Source organism: Halalkalibacter akibai JCM 9157 (assembly GCF_000513135.1).
Taxonomy (GTDB): domain Bacteria; phylum Bacillota; class Bacilli; order Bacillales; family Bacillaceae_D; genus Halalkalibacter; species Halalkalibacter akibai.
The window spans coordinates 1-17,528 of sequence record NZ_BAUV01000026.1; the positions used below are offsets into that span (position 1 = coordinate 1).

The 17,528-nt window shown below is 36.3% G+C and carries 13 protein-coding genes, 1 rRNA gene and 1 pseudogene; 9 read left to right on the forward strand and 6 right to left on the reverse strand.

Annotated features, from left to right (window positions below):
• Positions 1-57 precede the first annotated feature (57 nt).
• The 3 genes from rrf to JCM9157_RS14070 all read left to right on the forward strand — a co-directional run bounded on the left by rrf (position 58) and on the right by JCM9157_RS14070 (position 2,795).
• Positions 58-173: ribosomal RNA gene (gene rrf / locus JCM9157_RS14065) — 5S ribosomal RNA — on the forward strand.
• Between the two features lie 272 nt (positions 174-445).
• Complete coding sequence (locus tag JCM9157_RS24690; protein ID WP_156321499.1) at positions 446-595, forward strand: hypothetical protein; 150 nt, start codon at positions 446-448, stop codon at positions 593-595.
• 811 nt (positions 596-1,406) lie between these two features.
• On the forward strand, positions 1,407-2,795 hold the full coding sequence (locus JCM9157_RS14070) for a M28 family peptidase (protein ID WP_035665627.1): 1,389 nt from the start codon (positions 1,407-1,409) through the stop codon (positions 2,793-2,795).
• A gap of 126 nt (positions 2,796-2,921) precedes the next feature.
• Here JCM9157_RS14070 and JCM9157_RS14075 read toward each other — a convergent pair whose 3' ends face one another.
• On the reverse strand, positions 2,922-3,548 hold the full coding sequence (locus JCM9157_RS14075) for a 3'-5' exonuclease (RefSeq protein WP_035665629.1): 627 nt from the start codon (positions 3,546-3,548) through the stop codon (positions 2,922-2,924).
• Between the two features lie 158 nt (positions 3,549-3,706).
• The gene (locus JCM9157_RS14080) at positions 3,707-4,009 is read right to left on the reverse strand and encodes a hypothetical protein (protein WP_035665631.1); all 303 of its coding nucleotides are present in this window, start codon (positions 4,007-4,009) and stop codon (positions 3,707-3,709) included.
• 243 nt (positions 4,010-4,252) lie between these two features.
• On the opposite strand from JCM9157_RS14080, the gene JCM9157_RS14085 reads away from it, so the two are divergent.
• Positions 4,253-6,367, forward strand: a complete 2,115-nt coding sequence (locus JCM9157_RS14085) for a methyl-accepting chemotaxis protein (protein WP_035665633.1) — start codon at positions 4,253-4,255, stop codon at positions 6,365-6,367.
• A gap of 235 nt (positions 6,368-6,602) precedes the next feature.
• Here the strand turns inward: JCM9157_RS14085 and JCM9157_RS14090 are convergent, their stop codons facing one another.
• Complete coding sequence (locus JCM9157_RS14090; RefSeq protein ID WP_035665635.1) at positions 6,603-6,965, reverse strand: outer membrane protein assembly factor BamD; 363 nt, start codon at positions 6,963-6,965, stop codon at positions 6,603-6,605.
• Positions 6,966-7,309: 344 nt separating this feature from the next.
• On the opposite strand from JCM9157_RS14090, the gene JCM9157_RS14095 reads away from it, so the two are divergent.
• From JCM9157_RS14095 to JCM9157_RS14105, 3 genes are all read left to right on the forward strand, one after another.
• Positions 7,310-8,536, forward strand: a complete 1,227-nt coding sequence (locus tag JCM9157_RS14095; protein WP_035665637.1) for a dicarboxylate/amino acid:cation symporter — start codon at positions 7,310-7,312, stop codon at positions 8,534-8,536.
• A 217-nt stretch (positions 8,537-8,753) separates the two neighbouring features.
• Positions 8,754-9,731 (forward strand): Gfo/Idh/MocA family protein, encoded by a 978-nt coding sequence (locus tag JCM9157_RS14100; protein WP_035665639.1) that lies wholly within the window; start codon positions 8,754-8,756, stop codon positions 9,729-9,731.
• 176 nt (positions 9,732-9,907) lie between these two features.
• A complete protein-coding gene (locus JCM9157_RS14105; RefSeq protein ID WP_035665640.1) occupies positions 9,908-10,408 on the forward strand; it encodes a DUF2975 domain-containing protein in 501 nt (166 codons plus the stop codon).
• A 31-nt stretch (positions 10,409-10,439) separates the two neighbouring features.
• Here JCM9157_RS14105 and JCM9157_RS14110 read toward each other — a convergent pair whose 3' ends face one another.
• The 3 genes from JCM9157_RS14110 to JCM9157_RS14120 form a co-directional block, all read right to left on the reverse strand.
• A complete protein-coding gene (locus JCM9157_RS14110; RefSeq protein ID WP_035665642.1) occupies positions 10,440-11,363 on the reverse strand; it encodes an AEC family transporter in 924 nt (307 codons plus the stop codon).
• A gap of 113 nt (positions 11,364-11,476) precedes the next feature.
• Positions 11,477-12,349, reverse strand: coding sequence for a LysR family transcriptional regulator (locus JCM9157_RS14115; protein WP_035665644.1), 873 nt, complete (start codon positions 12,347-12,349; stop codon positions 11,477-11,479).
• Positions 12,350-12,519: 170 nt separating this feature from the next.
• Entirely contained in the window at positions 12,520-13,419 is a 900-nt protein-coding gene (locus JCM9157_RS14120; RefSeq protein ID WP_035665646.1) for a cupin domain-containing protein, read from the reverse strand.
• A 518-nt stretch (positions 13,420-13,937) separates the two neighbouring features.
• Here JCM9157_RS14120 and JCM9157_RS14125 point away from each other — a divergent pair.
• Positions 13,938-16,008 (forward strand): annotated as a pseudogene (locus JCM9157_RS14125) (bifunctional aldolase/short-chain dehydrogenase).
• Positions 16,009-16,107: 99 nt separating this feature from the next.
• Positions 16,108-17,517: a rhamnulokinase gene (gene rhaB / locus JCM9157_RS14130; protein ID WP_035665648.1), complete on the forward strand. Its 1,410-nt coding sequence runs from the start codon at positions 16,108-16,110 to the stop codon at positions 17,515-17,517.
• The last annotated feature ends 11 nt before the right edge of the window (positions 17,518-17,528 follow it).

Here is a 17,528-nt window from a genome sequence, read left to right on the forward strand (position 1 = left end):
AGAATCTCTCTAATGTGAACTAAGATACCTTTAGGGAATCTGAGGTTCAATATTTAGTCTGGTGGCGATAGCAAAGAGGTCACACCCGTTCCCATGCCGAACACGGTCGTTAAGCTCTTTTGCGCCGATGGTAGTTGGGGGCTTCCCCCTGTGAGAGTAGGACGTTGCCAGGCAATTAAAAGACAATCCAATAGGGGTTGTCTTTTTTAGTGTACATAATTAAACGTGGGGCAATTTGGATGAGGTTCTATAGGGAACATCTTTTTTCAAATATAGCTCACAGTACAATCAATGAAAATAAAAGTAAAGATTATTCCTTCAAAAAGCACAAGTAGTTGCCTTAACTAACCAAGCTATCATAAAGGGAATTTTGTATGATTTTTTGGAAGGAGGGAACTATATCCTAGTAGGATGATATGGCAAAAAATAGTATATGGAGGTTAATATGGATAAGGATCGAAAACAAGATAATTTAAATCTGAAAAGAAAAAATAACGAAGAAACATTGGAAATACATTCATCAGGGTACGGGTATGAATTTGTTAATAAGGCTGACGAAGAACAAAATACGCATCAAAATAATGACAATAATTAAAGTTCAATTTTAACCAAATATCTTTACACTTTTATTAAGGTTTCCTTTAATTAGGAAGCTTTTTCTAATGAATAAAAGCTGCAATATTTAATGGTATGTAAACACTCCATTTAAATGTCGCGATACCTTAAAAAAAGAATATTTAAAAAGCCCTCGATTATTCCCCTAAAATATAGTACTAAGCGAATCAGACTCTAAATTAACAAAGAAATAGATAAATAGGGTTTAATTTGGTTTCCTCATACGGATTAATTGAAAAATAGCTAGTTTCTCTATTGAAGCAAAAACATGACAAAGGAAGAGATTTGTTAATGAAAACGTATTTATCCAACTCAACCAGTAAAAGAGTCCAAGTGGGCTCTTTTTTTTATATACGTGATATATAGAAATAATTATGAGGAATTGAGGCTTTTTAACTAGAGTTTATTATAATTAATAAAAATAATGTAAATATTTTGTTTAGTTTATCTAATGATCTGTTTTTAAGCATGAAATAGTATCTTAGTATATGAAATAGCTAGTTCTTATATCATATGAAGTAAAAAATTAAAGAGAAATACACTTAGTTAAATAAATATTACTAAGTCTATAGGTTTTAAATAGAATTAATAACCTAGGTAATAAAATGTATACATATATTACCATTTAGGTTGTAATATATCCTAAATTTAGTCGGGATTACCGATAATCTCAATGTTTAGTAGATAAGTTAATAGTACTAATGATTAATAGGAAAATATTATCTTCTCTACATAATGTAAAAGATTGTAATATTTAGATATGTTCTACTATTCTAGTAAGGAGGCTTTATATGAAAAAAACATTTCTATCTATTGCATTAGTAACGACTCTTACTCTTAGTACTATGGGTGTACAAGCCTATACACAACCAGTATCTGCTCAATCTAACGTCATCAATGTGTTAGATAAGAAGGTGATCAATCAAATTAATGTTGAGAACATCTATAACACAATTGATTATTTAGCTAAAACCCCCCGAGTAGCTGCAACAGCTGAAGAGTATGCGGCAGTACTATATGTGAAACAACAATTCGAAAATTATGGATACGAGGCTGAGATTCAACCGTTTGAATACTTAGGTTACACAGCGCCTCATACTGTTGATTTAGAGATTGATGGAGTAAGTCTTAATCCACTTCCATTTACATATACAACAAGTGGTGATATTGAAGCCGATCTCGAATATGTTGGTTTAGGTAGAACGGCAGATTTAGTAGGGAAGGATTTAACAGGAAAAATTGCTCTTATTCAGCGAGGGGAAATCAGTTTTGGAGATAAAGTGTTAAACGCAGCTAATAGTGGTGCCGCTGGAGTGATCATTTTTAACAATGCTGCGGGTGTTATTAACGGAACTCTAGGTGGGGCGAATGATCGTTTTGTTCCAGCAGTTTCGATTACTCAAGCTCAAGGTCAAGAGTTAGTAAGTAAATTAACAAACGGAGAAGAAGTGTCGGCATCTTTAAAAGTGTTAGGTGCTGAATCTGGTTTGCGTACCTCACATAATGTAATTGCGAATAAAAAGGCTTCAAATAAAAATAAGGATAATGGTAATGTAATTGTATTAAGCTCTCATCATGACTCAGTGCCGGGTGCTCCTGGGGCAAATGATAATGCATCAGGTACAGCTATGGTTTTAGAGCTTGCAAGAGTATTAAAAGATCTACCTACTGACACAGAGATTCGCTTTGCGACTTTTGGAGCAGAGGAATTAGGGTTGATTGGATCAAGACATTATGTCAATACGCTTCCACAGGAAGAATTAAATCGTATCGTAGCTAATTTTAACTTAGATATGGTTGGAAGCCGTGATGCGGGCGATCTTGTAATGAGAACAGTTAATGGTCAACCGAACCTAGTAACAGAACTGACTCAAGCATCAAGTTTACGTTTGAATGGTAGTCCAACACCTTATGCTCAAGGAGGAAGTAGTGACCACGTTCCATTTGGAGAAGCGGGAATTCCGGCGGCGCTGTTTATTCATAGTCCTTTAGAGCCTTGGTATCATACTCCTGAGGATACAATTGATAAAATTAGTAAAGAAAAACTTCAAGATGTAGCTGAGATTGTAAGCACAGCCATCTATGACTATGCGAGCTTTGATAATCAAGCACCAAAGCCTAAAAAACTGAAGAAAGAAAAAGTTACACAGCAAATGTACTTTGAACAAGATGTTCAATAAGTTCGATTTAAACCAGCCTTATTGGGCTGGTTTTTTGTTCTAATTTAGATGGATGAGAAGAACTTATTTATTCACGCCCTCTAGAATTCAGGAAAAGAGGTTCTACCAAACGAACTAGTCCCTTATCTAATTCATGCTTAAAGTACTTCTTTTCGTTTTGCTTTTCTTTTTGTTAGCTCGTGCTGGAGTATAACCGTTGGCATAAATCGTACCTTGACCAATTTCTAATTTTTCAATAAGCTCTACATGACTGGTAACCTTGTTATATTTACAGGCTTGAAGATATACTTGTGCCGCCACTTGTGCGTCCTCTAATGCATGATGGTGTTTAAATTCTATTTGTAGATGCCTGGCAACTACATTTAATGAATAACTTGGTAGACCGAGCCACGTTTTTTTAGATACATTAACGGTACAGTTATAAGAAAACGAAGGATAATCAAGCTGGCATTCATCCAGTGAGTACCTTAATACCGACATATCAAAACTTGCATTATGAGCAATGACCAGATTCCCTTCTAACAAGGGAGAGATATCCTTCCAGACCTCACTGAAAGAAGGCGAGTCTTTGACATCTTCTGGGGTTATTCCGTGAATTCTTACACATAGAGGGTCAAAATACATATCTCTCGGTTTAATTAATTGATAATATTCGTCGGCGACATTGCCATTTTTTACAACAACAATACCGATCGAGCATACACTCGAACGATTCGTATTAGCTGTTTCAAAGTCTAATGCAACAAAATCCATAAGTTCCTCCTAGCGATAAAAAATAAGATGTTCGCTAAATACTATTAATATTTAAGTATACCGTAGTTTCACTTGATTTCTAGATTAAATCATAATTTGGTAGAAATTAGAGTGGGATTAATTAAAAAAAGCCAAAGCCTTTAGCTTTGGTTTTTTCTTTATAAGTAAGAATAATTAATTTTAGGCTCTGATTGAATTAGTATGTTTCCTTCTTTTTCTGTTAGATCCATTTTAAAAGTATTGGGGTTTCCTGGGATTTTTATAAGGGCATATGTTGTTTCCTCAGAGCCTTTAGCTGAGTAGATTTTGAAATCTACATACGTATGTGTCCCAGCATTAAAACGGCGAAGTCTTTTGGAGTCATTTTTTTCACAAAACAATGCTTCGTGTAAATTTCTACTTGATAGTTCCTTACCAACCAAGGTTTTTAGTCTTTCTAATACATCTGCTTTATTAATCATGACGATCTTTCCTTTCGTATTTATAAACTTATCTTATTACATTAAGCTTTAAAAAGGAATTTCATAATTTTGTTTTCGAGCTCTTGTATGCTTCAGTCTGATATTTCTATCAAATCTGTAACATAGATCACAGATTTATTAAGGAAATTTTTTTAGAATAAGATCAAGGTTGATAAATAAAACACATTTTAGAGGTTTGTATGCTATATGCTACCATCTAGACTAGGCAGAGGGGACAAAAAAATGAAGAAACTATCTATCTTTTCACCAGGAATTAAGGTAATGAACAAAATGACTTATGCTAGAAAATTTATGTTAATCTTGTTATTATTTTTAATTCCATTTGCAGTAGTATTATCAATGTTAATTTCCAATGTCAATGAACGCATTCAATTTGCTGAGAAAGAGAGAGAAGGGATAGAGTATATAAGTGAATTAAGAAGCTTTGTCCAACTTGTTCAGCAACATCGTGGATTGTCTGTTACTTATGTTCAAGGAGGAACTCAGGTTAAAGGAGATATTGAAGCAAGACAAGAATCCATTGCAGGCATTATTGAAGAAATTGATGACATTAATGATCGTTTAGGGAACAGTTTGCAAGCAGGAGATCGTTGGACTGCTCTTAAACAAGAGTGGGACAAGTTCCACATGCATGTTTTTGATTTTAGTACGGAAGAAACGATCGTTGCACATAGTCAATTTATCCGAGAGATTGTTGATTTTCAAATGTATATTGCCACAACATCTAATTTAATTTTAGATGCGGATAAGGCGAATTATTTTCTGGTTGGTTCTTTATTAGAGGATCTTCCTAATATGGCAGAATATATGGGGATGTCTAGGGCTACAGGAACAGCGGTTGTGAATAACAAGCAAATGTCAACGGATGAAAAAATCACTCTATTATTTAATTTACGGTCAATGGAAAGTTATCTGAATTCATCAATTCGTAAGCTGGAGTTTGCATTTGCTGCAAGTCCTGAGGTGAAGACCTTAATTGAACAACCGTACAAAGAGGCACAAGAAGCAGCTCTAGCAACCATTCATTTAATAGATGAGGAGGTTCTAAATGCGTCAACCATTAACTTAGATACAGCTAGTTTTTTCTCGACGATTACAGAATCTATAAATCAAGTTTATAGTTTGATGGACGAGGGGACGAGTGTCTTAGATGACCGTTTAGAGAATCAGATTCAAGCTCTGAAATTACAACAGGCTGTCGTTATTACGATCTCTCTTTTTGTGACTGGCTTAATCGTTTATTTCTTTATTGCCTTTTATTTTGGGGTTCTTCATACAATTACTCATATTAAAGAAAAAATGGAGCAATTTGCTGATGGAGATCTTACGGCTAGAACTAATCTAGCTACAAAGGATGAAACAAGAGAAATTGGTATAGCTTTTAATAAAATGTCTGAAGAGTTTAACGCCATAATAGTTGCAAACAAGGATATATCAGAGCAAATTGCAGCGTCTTCTGAGGAGTTGACGGCAAGCATTGATCAAACAACTGAAGCGATTAAACAAGTAACTGAAATTATTGCAGAAGTCGCAAGCGGAGCAGAATTTCAAGTGAGTAGTTCAAATGAAAGTGCGCTTGCCTCCGAAGAAATGGCCGAAGGAATTCAAAAAATTGCTGAAACATCAGCAGTTGTTTCCGACTTTTCTAATCAAACGACGGAAAAAGCGAAAGCGGGAAGTATTGCGGTTACAAACTCTATGAATCAATTCAAACAAGTGAAGAAATTTGTCTTGAATGTTTCTAATACGATTTTAGAATTAAGCAATCATTCAAAGGAAATTGGATCTATCACCACTCTCATCAATGGTGTGGCTGAGCAAACGAACTTACTAGCGTTAAATGCTGCCATTGAAGCGGCTCGTGCTGGTGAACATGGAAAGGGGTTTGCAGTCGTAGCCGATGAAGTGCGCAAGCTAGCAGAAGAAACAAAAACATCAACAGCAAAAATTGCTAACATTACTAGTCAAGTTCAAGATCTTACTACCCATGCTGTAAAAGCAATGGAAGAGGGGACGGTTCAAGTGGAAGCTGGTACCAGGGTAATTGAAAGTTTGGGAATTGATTTTGATGATATTCTTTCTTCTATTAATGAGGTAAGTTTTCAAATTCATGAAGTTTCAGCTGTTTCCCAGCAATTATCTGCTAACTCTGAAGAAGTAGCTGCCACCATGAATGAATTATCAAAAATAGCAGGCGATAACTCGTTGAGTTCTCAAAGTGTAGCGACCTCAACTGAACAACAGCTCGCAACAATGGAAGAAATAAATTCATCAGCAATAGAATTGAGCAGAGTTGCACAACAACTCAATGATATGATTAATAAGTTTAAACTTTAGGTTAATTTATAGTAGAAAGTTGATAAATCCATATGATTAGATGATTAATTAATATTTAAGAGAAGATGAAGAGACCGAATTTATTAGTAATTCGATCTCTTCTTTATTCTTAATGAAGTATATAAAAATGGCTGTGACTAGATTTGTATCCTGGCGCAAAGGAGTCACAATTAGTGAAGAGCCACAACTTGGGCTGGTAAGAGTCAACCTAAACAAAAGACTATCTAATTTTATCTTATTCACTTGGCCTATAACCAATAACTTTATTTGTCTTGGTGTCAATTAGTATTAAAGGTGTACCAACAACGACATTCTCCTTATCTTCAAAGGAAACAGATAATGTTTCTTTGCCTTTATAAGTTTTATCTAGTAATTTATAGTTGTCATCAACAATGACTTTTAGTAACGTTGCATCCCTCCAATTACCTTTTGCGGTATCATCCCACCCTTGATCTATAATAAAATTCCAAGCGGCTTTTTTCGCGTTATTACTACTATAATTCTTACTTTGATTATCAATATTTTGATTATCAGAACAACCCACTAACAAGAAGGCAAATAACACTGCTATTACCAAAAATGAAACTAGCTTTCTCATATGTTTGTCCCCCTTTTCTAATTAGACGTTTAAAACCCACACTAGTTTCAACCTAATGCTCAAATACCTAACGATACGACAATTTGTATGTGTTGCAGTTAAAATGGTCTCTCCCTTTTCTAAAAGGAATTCTAAGATAGAAGTATTCTATGTGAAGAAAAACTGAATTTTTGTTCCAGAAAGGGCAGCTCAGATTCTAAAGATACAAGTGTCTTCGTATACTTTTACAATAGAAAGGGGGAAAAATCCTGTAATTTAAAAGGATAAAATAGGGTGCCTGACCCCCACTGCAGTAAAGCGTTAATGCGCTGGTCAGGCACCCAAATAAAAGAGAGGTGAGGCAAATGAGTCTAACGAAAAAGATTGTGATTGCTCTCATTTTAGGGGTAGTGGTAGGCCTTGGTTTTAATCTTTTTGCTTCAGAAGCATTCGCACCAATTGATACGTATGTCTTAACGCCGATTGGGCAAATTTTCTTGAAGCTTATTACGATGCTGGTAGTACCTCTCGTTTTCTTCTCAATTGTCCTTGGGACAGCTGGAATGGGAGATACTAAAAAGTTAGGGCGGATTGGAACAAAGACAGTAGGGTTTTATTTACTATCTACGGTGATTGCTCTTTGTATCGCATTTGCAGTCGCACTTGTCATTCAACCGGGGCAAGAAGGTCTAATGGGTACAGAGAATGCCGATTTTGAAGCGGCAGAAGCACCGCCAGTAATGGAGACGTTGTTGAATATTATTCCGACGAATCCGGTAGATGCGTTCGCTAACGGAAAGATGCTTCAAATTATTTTCTTTGCTATTTTTATTGGTTTTGCACTAGCTTATCTAGGTAAGAAAACAAGCGGAGTTTTAAGGTTAATGGAGCAAGGAAATGAAATAATGATGTTCCTCGTCACCGTTGTCATGAAGCTTGCGCCGTATGGTGCGTTTGGTCTCATTGCTTCTGCTATTGGGAAACTTGGTTTAGACGCCTTATCTTCAATGGCAATGTACATGATTTGTGTGATATTAGCATTGTTATTGCATGTTGGAATTGTATACTCGAGTGCTGTTTATTTCTTAGGGAAAATGAAGCCGCTTCATTTCTTTAAGAATTTTGCACCAGCGATGACGGTTGCGTTTAGTACGTCAAGTAGTAACGCAACTCTTCCTTTATCTATGAAAACAGCACAGGATCGCTTAGGTGTCTCAAGACCGATTTCGGGGTTCGTTCAGCCGCTTGGCGCGACCATTAACATGGATGGAACGGCTATTATGCAAGCTGTAGCAACCGTGTTTATTGCTCAAGTATTTGCAGAACCTTTATCAATAGCTGCGTTACTAACGGTTGTATTAACGGCAACACTTGCAAGTATTGGAACAGCTGGAGTACCTGGGGTAGGAATGATCATGCTCGCAATGGTTCTACAGTCTGTCGGCTTACCAGTTGAAGGGATTGCTCTCGTATTAGCCGTTGACCGAATTCTTGATATGCTACGTACGTCAGTAAATATAACTGGGGACGCAGCATGTGCAGTGTTTGTGGAACAAAGTGAAGGTGGAAAAGAGAAAGCTGAAACGGCATAATCTTTTTGCAGCGTTATCAACGACAAGTTTTAAGTTGATAGCGCTTTTCAACGTGACAAAACCAACATCCTATTTAATATCGCATCAATCTCATTATTTTAAAGGGATCTGAGAGTTTAAAGCAGAAAGGTATTAAATAAGAATATAGCCTCTACTTACATCTTAGATCTAATCTATTTAAAGAGGTTTTCTCCATACATAATAAGGAGGATTAGAGATGACTTTACGTATTGGAATGATTGGCACAGGTTGGTTTAGTCGAAAACACGCGGAATATTTATCAGAAATGAATGGAGTCAAGGTTCAAGCGATATGTGGAACGAGTATGGAAAAAGCAGCAACAATGGCGGCTGATTTTCAAGGCTCACAAGGCTATGATGATTTTAAGCGAATGTTAGATTCGGAAAAACTTGATGCCGTATATATCTGTGTCCCTCCGATGGCACATGGACAAATAGAGTTGGAATTAATTGAAAGGAATATCCCGTTTTTAGTTGAAAAACCGCTCGGAATTGATATTGAAACTCCTAAAAAGATTTTAACCCGACTTGAAAAATCATCGTTACTGACAGCGGTGGGCTATCACTTTCGTTATAAACAGTCCGTACAGAGATTAAAAAAAGCTGTAAATTCGACAACTCTTGGAATGGTGTCTGGATATTGGATGGGGCAAATGCCTGAGATAGCTTGGTGGAGAAAACAAGAAGGATCTGGAGGTCAATTTATAGAGCAGACGACTCACATTGTCGACGTACTAAGGTATGTAGCAGGGGAGGTAGATGAAGTATATGCTAACTACTCGAACCGGGTCAATCATATGAAATATGAACAGGTGACAGTAGCCGATGTTGGGGCAGTCAGCTTGAAAATGAAAAGTGGTGTCGTTGCAACGATTTCTAATACATGCATTCTCCCAGAAGGAGTCAATAAGGTTGGAATGACATTTTACACCGATCAAAACATGATTGAATGGCACCCAGACCGAATCCAAATAAAGGATACTTCCGGTTCAATTATGGAAGAGTTAAAAATGGACAACCCGTATATATCAGAGAGTGAGGCCTTTCTTCATGCAGTAAGGACAGGAGATGCTTCGCAAATTCTTTCAGATTATCAGGACGCCTATCAAACACAACTTGTGACTTGTGCAGCACTAGAATCGGCATTAAAAGGAGTTCCGGTTAAAGTAAAATAATTTGATAGGACGGATATTATCTTGTTCAATGCAAATAAGCATTTCTTGTGGGAAGAAATGCTTATTTGGTATTTTAGATTTAAACAACAATTTATTACCAATAAAAAGTAATTATTTATTGTATTACGATAAAAAATGAAATAAAATTAATGAAAGAATAAAAGTGAGGTGTTTTAATGAAACAAGATTTGTTAGGCATTGCTGAACAAGGAAAGACACTCTTGTTGAAGATTGCAGTATTTATAATAGGAATAACAATACTTATTTTGTCTATTTATTGGTTACCGTGGCAAGCAAATGTTTTAGCAGAAATGTATCCGGAATATATTTACTTAAAATACCCTCTCTTAGTCGGTATTTATCTGACAACGATCCCCTTTTTCTTTGCTCTGTATCAAAGTTTAAAGCTTTTGACTTTTATTGATAAAAACACAGCATTCTCGAGATCGTCTGTTAAATCTTTAAATGATATTAAATGCTCTGGAATCACGATTATTATATTGTATGGGATAGGTATTATCACGCTAATTACCCAAGATGCTGGCAATCCTGGTATCTTGCTTATAGGTTTGGTTATTATGTTTGTAACCGTTATGATTTCTTTATTTGCTGCGATTCTTCAAAATTTATTAAAAAACGCGATCGCTATAAAATCAGAAAATGATTTAACGGTCTGAGGTGACTGCACTTGTTTTAATAGCAACCGTTTTAAAATAAAATTTTCGCTAAATAAACAACACTTGTCACTGTTATAAGACTAAATATAGTAGACACTAAAACCGTTTGTGCAGCATAATCTGGATGATTTCCATATTCTAATGCAAAGATCGAGCTGTTTCTTGAGGTAGGAAAGGCACTTGCGATAAAAAGCGCCTGTGCAGTCGTTCCTTCTAGATTCAACATGAGAATGACGATGAACCCAATACAAGGTGAGAGAATGAGGCGTCCTATTAAGCTCAATATTAAAGGCTTTGAAAATTGATAGAGCTTAATAAAGGCACTTTGGGCTCCGAGTGTGACTAGGGCGATGGCGAGAAATGCATTCGCTGTATTTTCAATAGGAGTCCAGATAAATTCCGGAATGTTAACAGATAAAGCTTTCAAAATAACGGCTAGCAATAAGGCATAAATCACCGGATTCTTGAAGAGAAGTCCAAGCGCATGAAACCCTTTTTTCTCGGCTGACACAGCATTGAATAAGCCGTATGTGAAGGTAAGGAGATTTTGAAAGATCATGACAATCACCTGTACCGTTAACCCGATTGGATTGTGCTGAAAGACAAGTTGACTTATTGGTATCCCGAAATTACCATTGTTGCTTAAAACGACACTGTTTTTAAAGGTTGACCCTAAACGGGATTCGAATTTCGCCGCCTTAGCTATTCCAGCACTTACCACAATTAAACAACCATTTTGTATCACAAGAAAACAAAGAATGAGATAAAGAGTTTCGCCACTCATATTAGATTGATACACATTCGTAAAGCATACAGCAGGTATTAGTAAATACGTATTTAATTTTGATAATGTTTTCATGTCAAAGGCAAACATCCGATGAAGAAAAGCACCAACTGTGATGAGTGAAAAAATCGGTAGCATCACATTAATCATAATTTGTAATAAGATTTCCATATACTGTCACCCCTCATTCCTAGCTTATAATTGAATGAGGAGTTCGTAAAATTCAAATTATTTATCGAGATCTATTCAAAAAAAGAATGACCCTTCTTTGTGTAATAGAAAATTTATTTCATCTTGCTGACATTTGATTGTTCTATAAAGCGGACAAACTCATTAATCACCTTTATCTTTAAAGAGTCCTCATGATAGAACAGCCAAGTCTTTCTAACGAGAGGTTTCCCTTGTTCGTCGGTTAAATAAATGGTGTAAAGTTCTGGGTGGTCGTCGATAAGCGCACTAGGGAGAATTCCGTACCCTAAGCCATTCATTACCATTTCTTTACAAGTAACGCCCTTATCAACTTCCATTCCAATTAGGGGAGGCTGTGAAAAAGTTCGGCTCCACCAATTATCAATAATTTGTAAAAGAAGTGTATCTGTTTCATAGTCAATCCTTGGAAGTGACGGTAAATCCTCTAGCTCAATCTTCTGTGTTGAAGTAATACAAATATATTCTTCAAAAAGAAGTAGCTTTGATTCAGGCCACTGATAGTCTCCACGCACAATTCCAATTTGAACATCACGGTGATAGGCTTGAGTAAATACCTCTTGACTCCACCCTGTAGTTACCTTGTAGTTAACTTTTGGAAACTTCACTTGAAATTGTTTTAATAGCCCTGGTAACTTGTGTGTTGCTATGTAATTAGAAACGCCTAAACGCAATGTACCGGTTACTTCTTCTTCCATATTTAGAACCGTTTCTTTAATGTTTTGCAACTTCTTAATCATTTCCTTGGCGCATTTAGCTAAATATTCACCTTGAGGAGTAAATTGAACTCCTTTCGTGCCGCGATTAATAATAGAGACTTTATATTCCTGCTCGATGTGTTGGATTCTTTTTGTCAATGTTGGCTGTGAGATATAAAGACTTTGAGCTGTTTTCGTGATGTTCTTCTTTTCATAGAGCTCCATTAGAATGGTCCAATCTCGTTCATCCAAGTTATTTCCCTCCTTTAAGACTGTATTTTCTTATAGGAATCACTGTTCTATTAACCTATTATACTAAAACGGTACTCATAAAAAAATAAAGTAAGACTTTATTTGGAAATGAAAAGAACCCCTGGAATTAAAAGGATAATACCAAGGGTTCTTAGTATTAACATGATCATTTAATGATGATGATCTTCCTCGGCTTCCATAGCAATGGCTTTCGTTTCGTGAACCGTGCCGAAGGGATGCTGTGGTGGGGCGTAAATTGAGTATAGTTTAAGAGGCTTGTTACCAGTATTGGTCAGATTATGCCATTTTCCAGCTGGTACGACAATCGCATAGTCATCAAATACTTGAGCTTGAAAGTACAGATGATCTCTACTATCACCCATTTGTACAATTCCTTGGCCTTCCTCAATACGGAGGAATTGGTCAAGTGTTGGATGGACTTCCAAGCCAATGTCTTCTCCAACATCTATGCTCATCAAGGTTACTTGCAAGTGGTTTCCTGTCCATAAAGCTCTACGAAAAGAATCGTTTTGTTTAGTAACTTCTTCAATATCCGTGACAAACGGTTCTGAACCATAATCCATTTGTCGATCTAAACCATCCTCAGTTAAAAACTGGAACCGTGCAGCTGCTTCTTGTTCAGCTGTTATCGCTCTACCTAAGAGTTCCTGAACATGAGGATGGCGAGTTAACATAAGACTTCTTTGATAATAATCAAAACTGTCGAGTTCTGCTTCGTAAGCTTTTTCTAGTCCTTCGTTATATCCTTGGAAAGGAATTTTATTGATTTTGTAGACAGGTTGATTTCCAGTCAATTGAACATATAGATTCTCAAATTGACTTAAAAGAGCTTTTTTTCCTTCTAAAGCATGAAGAATGTTTTGTTTATGAATTTGATTTGGTGCCGTACCTGCTAAACGTCTGTAAATCTCCACCGATCTAGCCTCTCTTTTTATTCCTCCTAATACAGCATCTATTACTTGATAATCCTGTCCCTGATGACTTCTTACATAATGATTCGGGGTGTTTGTATATGGGTGATATTGATAGTTTCTAGGTTCAAATTGCATTTTTCTCAATCCCTCCAAGGTTTTTTATAAAATCATCATATGCCTACGTTCTGGGAATGGACTCCTTTCAAAGATGCTTTTTTAAAATAGGCGTATGAGTTATGAGTCTAATAAAGTCTAATGAAGTTTCAAAGAAAAACAAACTTAAATAAAGTCAAACAAAAACAAAAAACAGGAGTATGATTAAGAAAAAACAATATAGGATTGAGGGAAATGAATTTTGCGATGTAAGGGAAACAATCTGCTAAATGCTTTTGGTGGACTAGAAGTAGCTGAATAAGCACACTAGCTTTGATTGCCACAACAAGCTTAGGAGAAATCCGAAAATATAACAGATAGAAAGATTTATATATAGCCTTTTGGAGTTTTTATGGTTTTTAGAAAGTGTTAACTGTGTATTTATTAAATGAAATAATAGTTATCCAACAATCAAACAAAACAAAATAAAGGTATATACAAAAGTAAACAAAAATGATACATTGAAATCAGAAGAAAATAAACATAATTCGGAGGTTGTTATGGTACAAAATTTATGGAATGAAGAAAAAGCGGCAACGTTAACCGCTGGACTTAGTGAACTTGTATATCGTTCTAATTTAATAGGTTCAGATCGTGCTGTTTGTAACTGGGGCGGCGGAAATACATCTATGAAAACAATCGAACAAGATTTTCGAGGAAGAGATATTGAAGTGATGTGGGTTAAGGGAAGTGGCTCTGACCTAGCAACGATGCAAGCAAAAAATTTCTACCGGTTTAAATCTTGAAGACATTCGCCCGTTAATTGAACGTGATGAAATGCCAGATGAAGAAATGGTAGAATACTTGTCTCATTGTATGATAGATAGTAAGCATCCACGAGCTTCCATTGAGACTTTACTTCATGCCTTTTTACCTTTTAAACATGTCGATCACACACATCCAGATGCGATTATTAGCATTTGTTGTGCAGATAATGGTAAGGAAATCGCAAAAGAGATTTTTGGAGATCGTTTTGTTTGGGTTCCTTATGTTAGACCAGGCTTCACTCTTTCAAAGATGATTGCTGAAGGCGTGAAAAACAATCCAAATGCTGACCTTGTATTAATGGAGAAACACGGATTAGTCGTTTGGGGAGAAACAGCAAAAGAAAGCTATGACAAAACCATTTCCGTGATCAACGAAGCTGAAGCGTATATTCTTGCTCGTATTGATGAAAGCGCTACTTTCGGTGGTAAGAAATATGACTCTTTAGCTGATGAAGATCAAAAGTCAATTTTAGCAAAAGTAATGCCTGTTATCCGCGGGGCGGTAAGTGATGAAAAGAAAATGCTATTAACATATGATTCAACAGATGAAGTGCTAGAGTTTGTTAACAGTCTTGATGCTGCAGAACTTTCACAAGTAGGGGCAGCTTGTCCAGATCATTTAGTACACACGAAGATGAAGCCTTTATATATTGATTGGGATCCTTCTACAAAAGATGTTGAGCAATTAAAAGAAGCAGTTAGAACAGGAATTCAAGTCTTTAAAGAAGAATATAAAGCTTACTTCGAAAGAAATAAAAACGATGGAGATGTGATGTTCGAACCAGCACCACGTGTTATCTTAATTCCTGGAATTGGAATGGTTAACTCTGGTAAAAACGTTGCAATGGCTAACGTGAGTGGAGCTTTATATCATCGTGCTATTGCTGTTATGAAAGGTTCAACGGCGTTAGGTGAATTCGTATCGCTAAACGAAAATGAGTCTTACAATATCGAATACTGGCCACTTGAGCTTTATAAACTATCTCTTGCACCAGCTGAAGCAGAATTTTCTAGAAAGGTAGCTTTCGTAACAGGTGGAGCAGGTGGAATTGGAAGCGAGACATGTCGTCAATTTGTAGCCGAAGGAGCTCATGTTGTACTTGCTGACTTAAACCTTGAAGGTGCAGAGAAAGTAACTGCTGAAATTAATGAGCAATTCGGAGCAGGCCGGGCGTTTGCGGTTAAGATGGATGTAACGAGTGAAGAGCAAGTACAGGCTGCATTCGATCAAACAGCTTTAACATACGGTGGTGTCGACATTATTGTTAATAATGCAGGTTTAGCTACATCAAGTCCTTTTGATGAAACTTCGTTGCAAGAATGGAACCTTAACATGAATGTTCTTGGAACGGGATATTTCCTAGTTGCGCGTGAGGCGTTCAAACAAATGAAGGATCAAGCGATAGGTGGAAGTATGGTCTTTATTGGATCGAAAAACTCAGTATATGCTGGTAAAAATGCATCAGCATACAGTTCCGTAAAAGCTCTTGAAACGCATTTAGCTAGATGTATTGCTGCTGAAGGTGGCGAATTTGGAATTCGTGTGAATTCTGTTCTTCCAGATGCTGTTCTTCAAGGCTCAGCTATTTGGGGTTCAAGATGGCGTGAAGAACGTGCGGCTGCTTATGGCATTGATCCAGATCAACTAGATGATCACTACCGTAAACGTACGACATTATTAGTGAATATTTATCCGAAAGATATTGCTGAGTCTATTCTTTTCTTCTCTTCTTCCAAAGCAGAGAAAACAACTGGTTGTATGGTCACAGTTGACGGCGGTGTACCTGCAGCATTCACTCGTTAATTATGTTACTCTAACCCCGATTTTTCGAGTTTGATAGAAAGCCGGGGTTGGATTGTTTATTTACAAGAAGAGGAAGCGCTTACGCTTAGGAGGTGCCGAATGAAAAAGTATAGCCTAGCTGTTGATATTGGGGCTTCAAGTGGAAGGTTAATTGTTGGAGATCTAGAGAAGAACCAATTACATTTAAATGAAGTTCATAGGTTTGAAAATAGTATTATTGAGAAAAACAATCATTTCTGCTGGGATGTTGGGGCCTTGTTCTTTGAAATAAAACAAGGGATCAAAAAGTGTCATGAACTTGGTATCAGACCTGTGAGTATTGGCATTGATACATGGGCAGTTGACTTTGTACTACTCGATGAAAATGATCAACTGTTAACGGACGCTATAGCTTACCGGGATCCGCGAACTGACGGGATCATGGAAGAAGTAGTGGAAATCTTTAAGAAAGAACGTCTTTATTTAGAGACCGGTATTCAATTTCAAAAATTTAATACGATTTACCAGTTATATGCCTTAAAAAAACAAAATCCAGACGTATTAAAAAAAGCGAAAACATTTCTGATGATTCCTGATTATTTACATTTTCTTTTGACAGGGATAAAAGCAAATGAATATACGAATGCCACTTCCACTCAATTAATCAATGCCTTCACTAAAAAGTGGGATAAGGACATTATTCATACATTAGGGTTAAATTTAGACATGTTTCAAGAAATTAAAATGCCAAAAGAAATGCTTGGAAGTTTAAGAAATGAATTAGTTGAGGAATTTGGTTTTAACATGGATGTCATTTTACCTGCAACTCATGACACGGGCTCAGCGGTACTTGCTGTTCCAGAGTTAGAAGAAACGATTTACATTAGCTCTGGTACATGGTCTTTAATTGGGGTTGAAAATCATTTCCCGATTTGCGTGACGAAAGCTTTAGATTATAACTTTACAAACGAAGGTGGAATGGATTATCAATACCGCTTTTTAAAAAATATAATGGGTCTTTGGATGATTCAAGAAGTTAGACGTAATTACAATAATCGGTATTCATTTGCTGAACTTGTTGATTTGTCTCGTGAGGTAACGACATTTGCTTCTATTGTAGATGTCGACGATCAGCGGTTTTTAAAGCCAGAGAATATGATAGAAGAAATTCAAAAGTACTGCTTGGAAACGAATCAACAGGTTCCGAATAAGCCAGGTGAAATAGCTAAATGTGTGTTTGAAAGTTTAGCAGATAGCTATAAAAAAGCCATTGCTGAGATTGAAGATATTTTTGAAAAAGAATTTAAAACGATCAACGTCATAGGCGGAGGCTGTCAAAATCAACTACTTAACCAATTAATTGCTGATGTAACAGGCAAAGAGGTATTTGCTGGGCCAATTGAAGCAACAGCAATTGGAAATATTATTGCGCAACTAATTTCACTCGGTGAAATCAAAGATATCCATGAGGCTAGATCTATTATTAAACAATCTTTTAATGTTGTGAGTTATACAAAAATTAAAAACTAAGGAGGCTTATT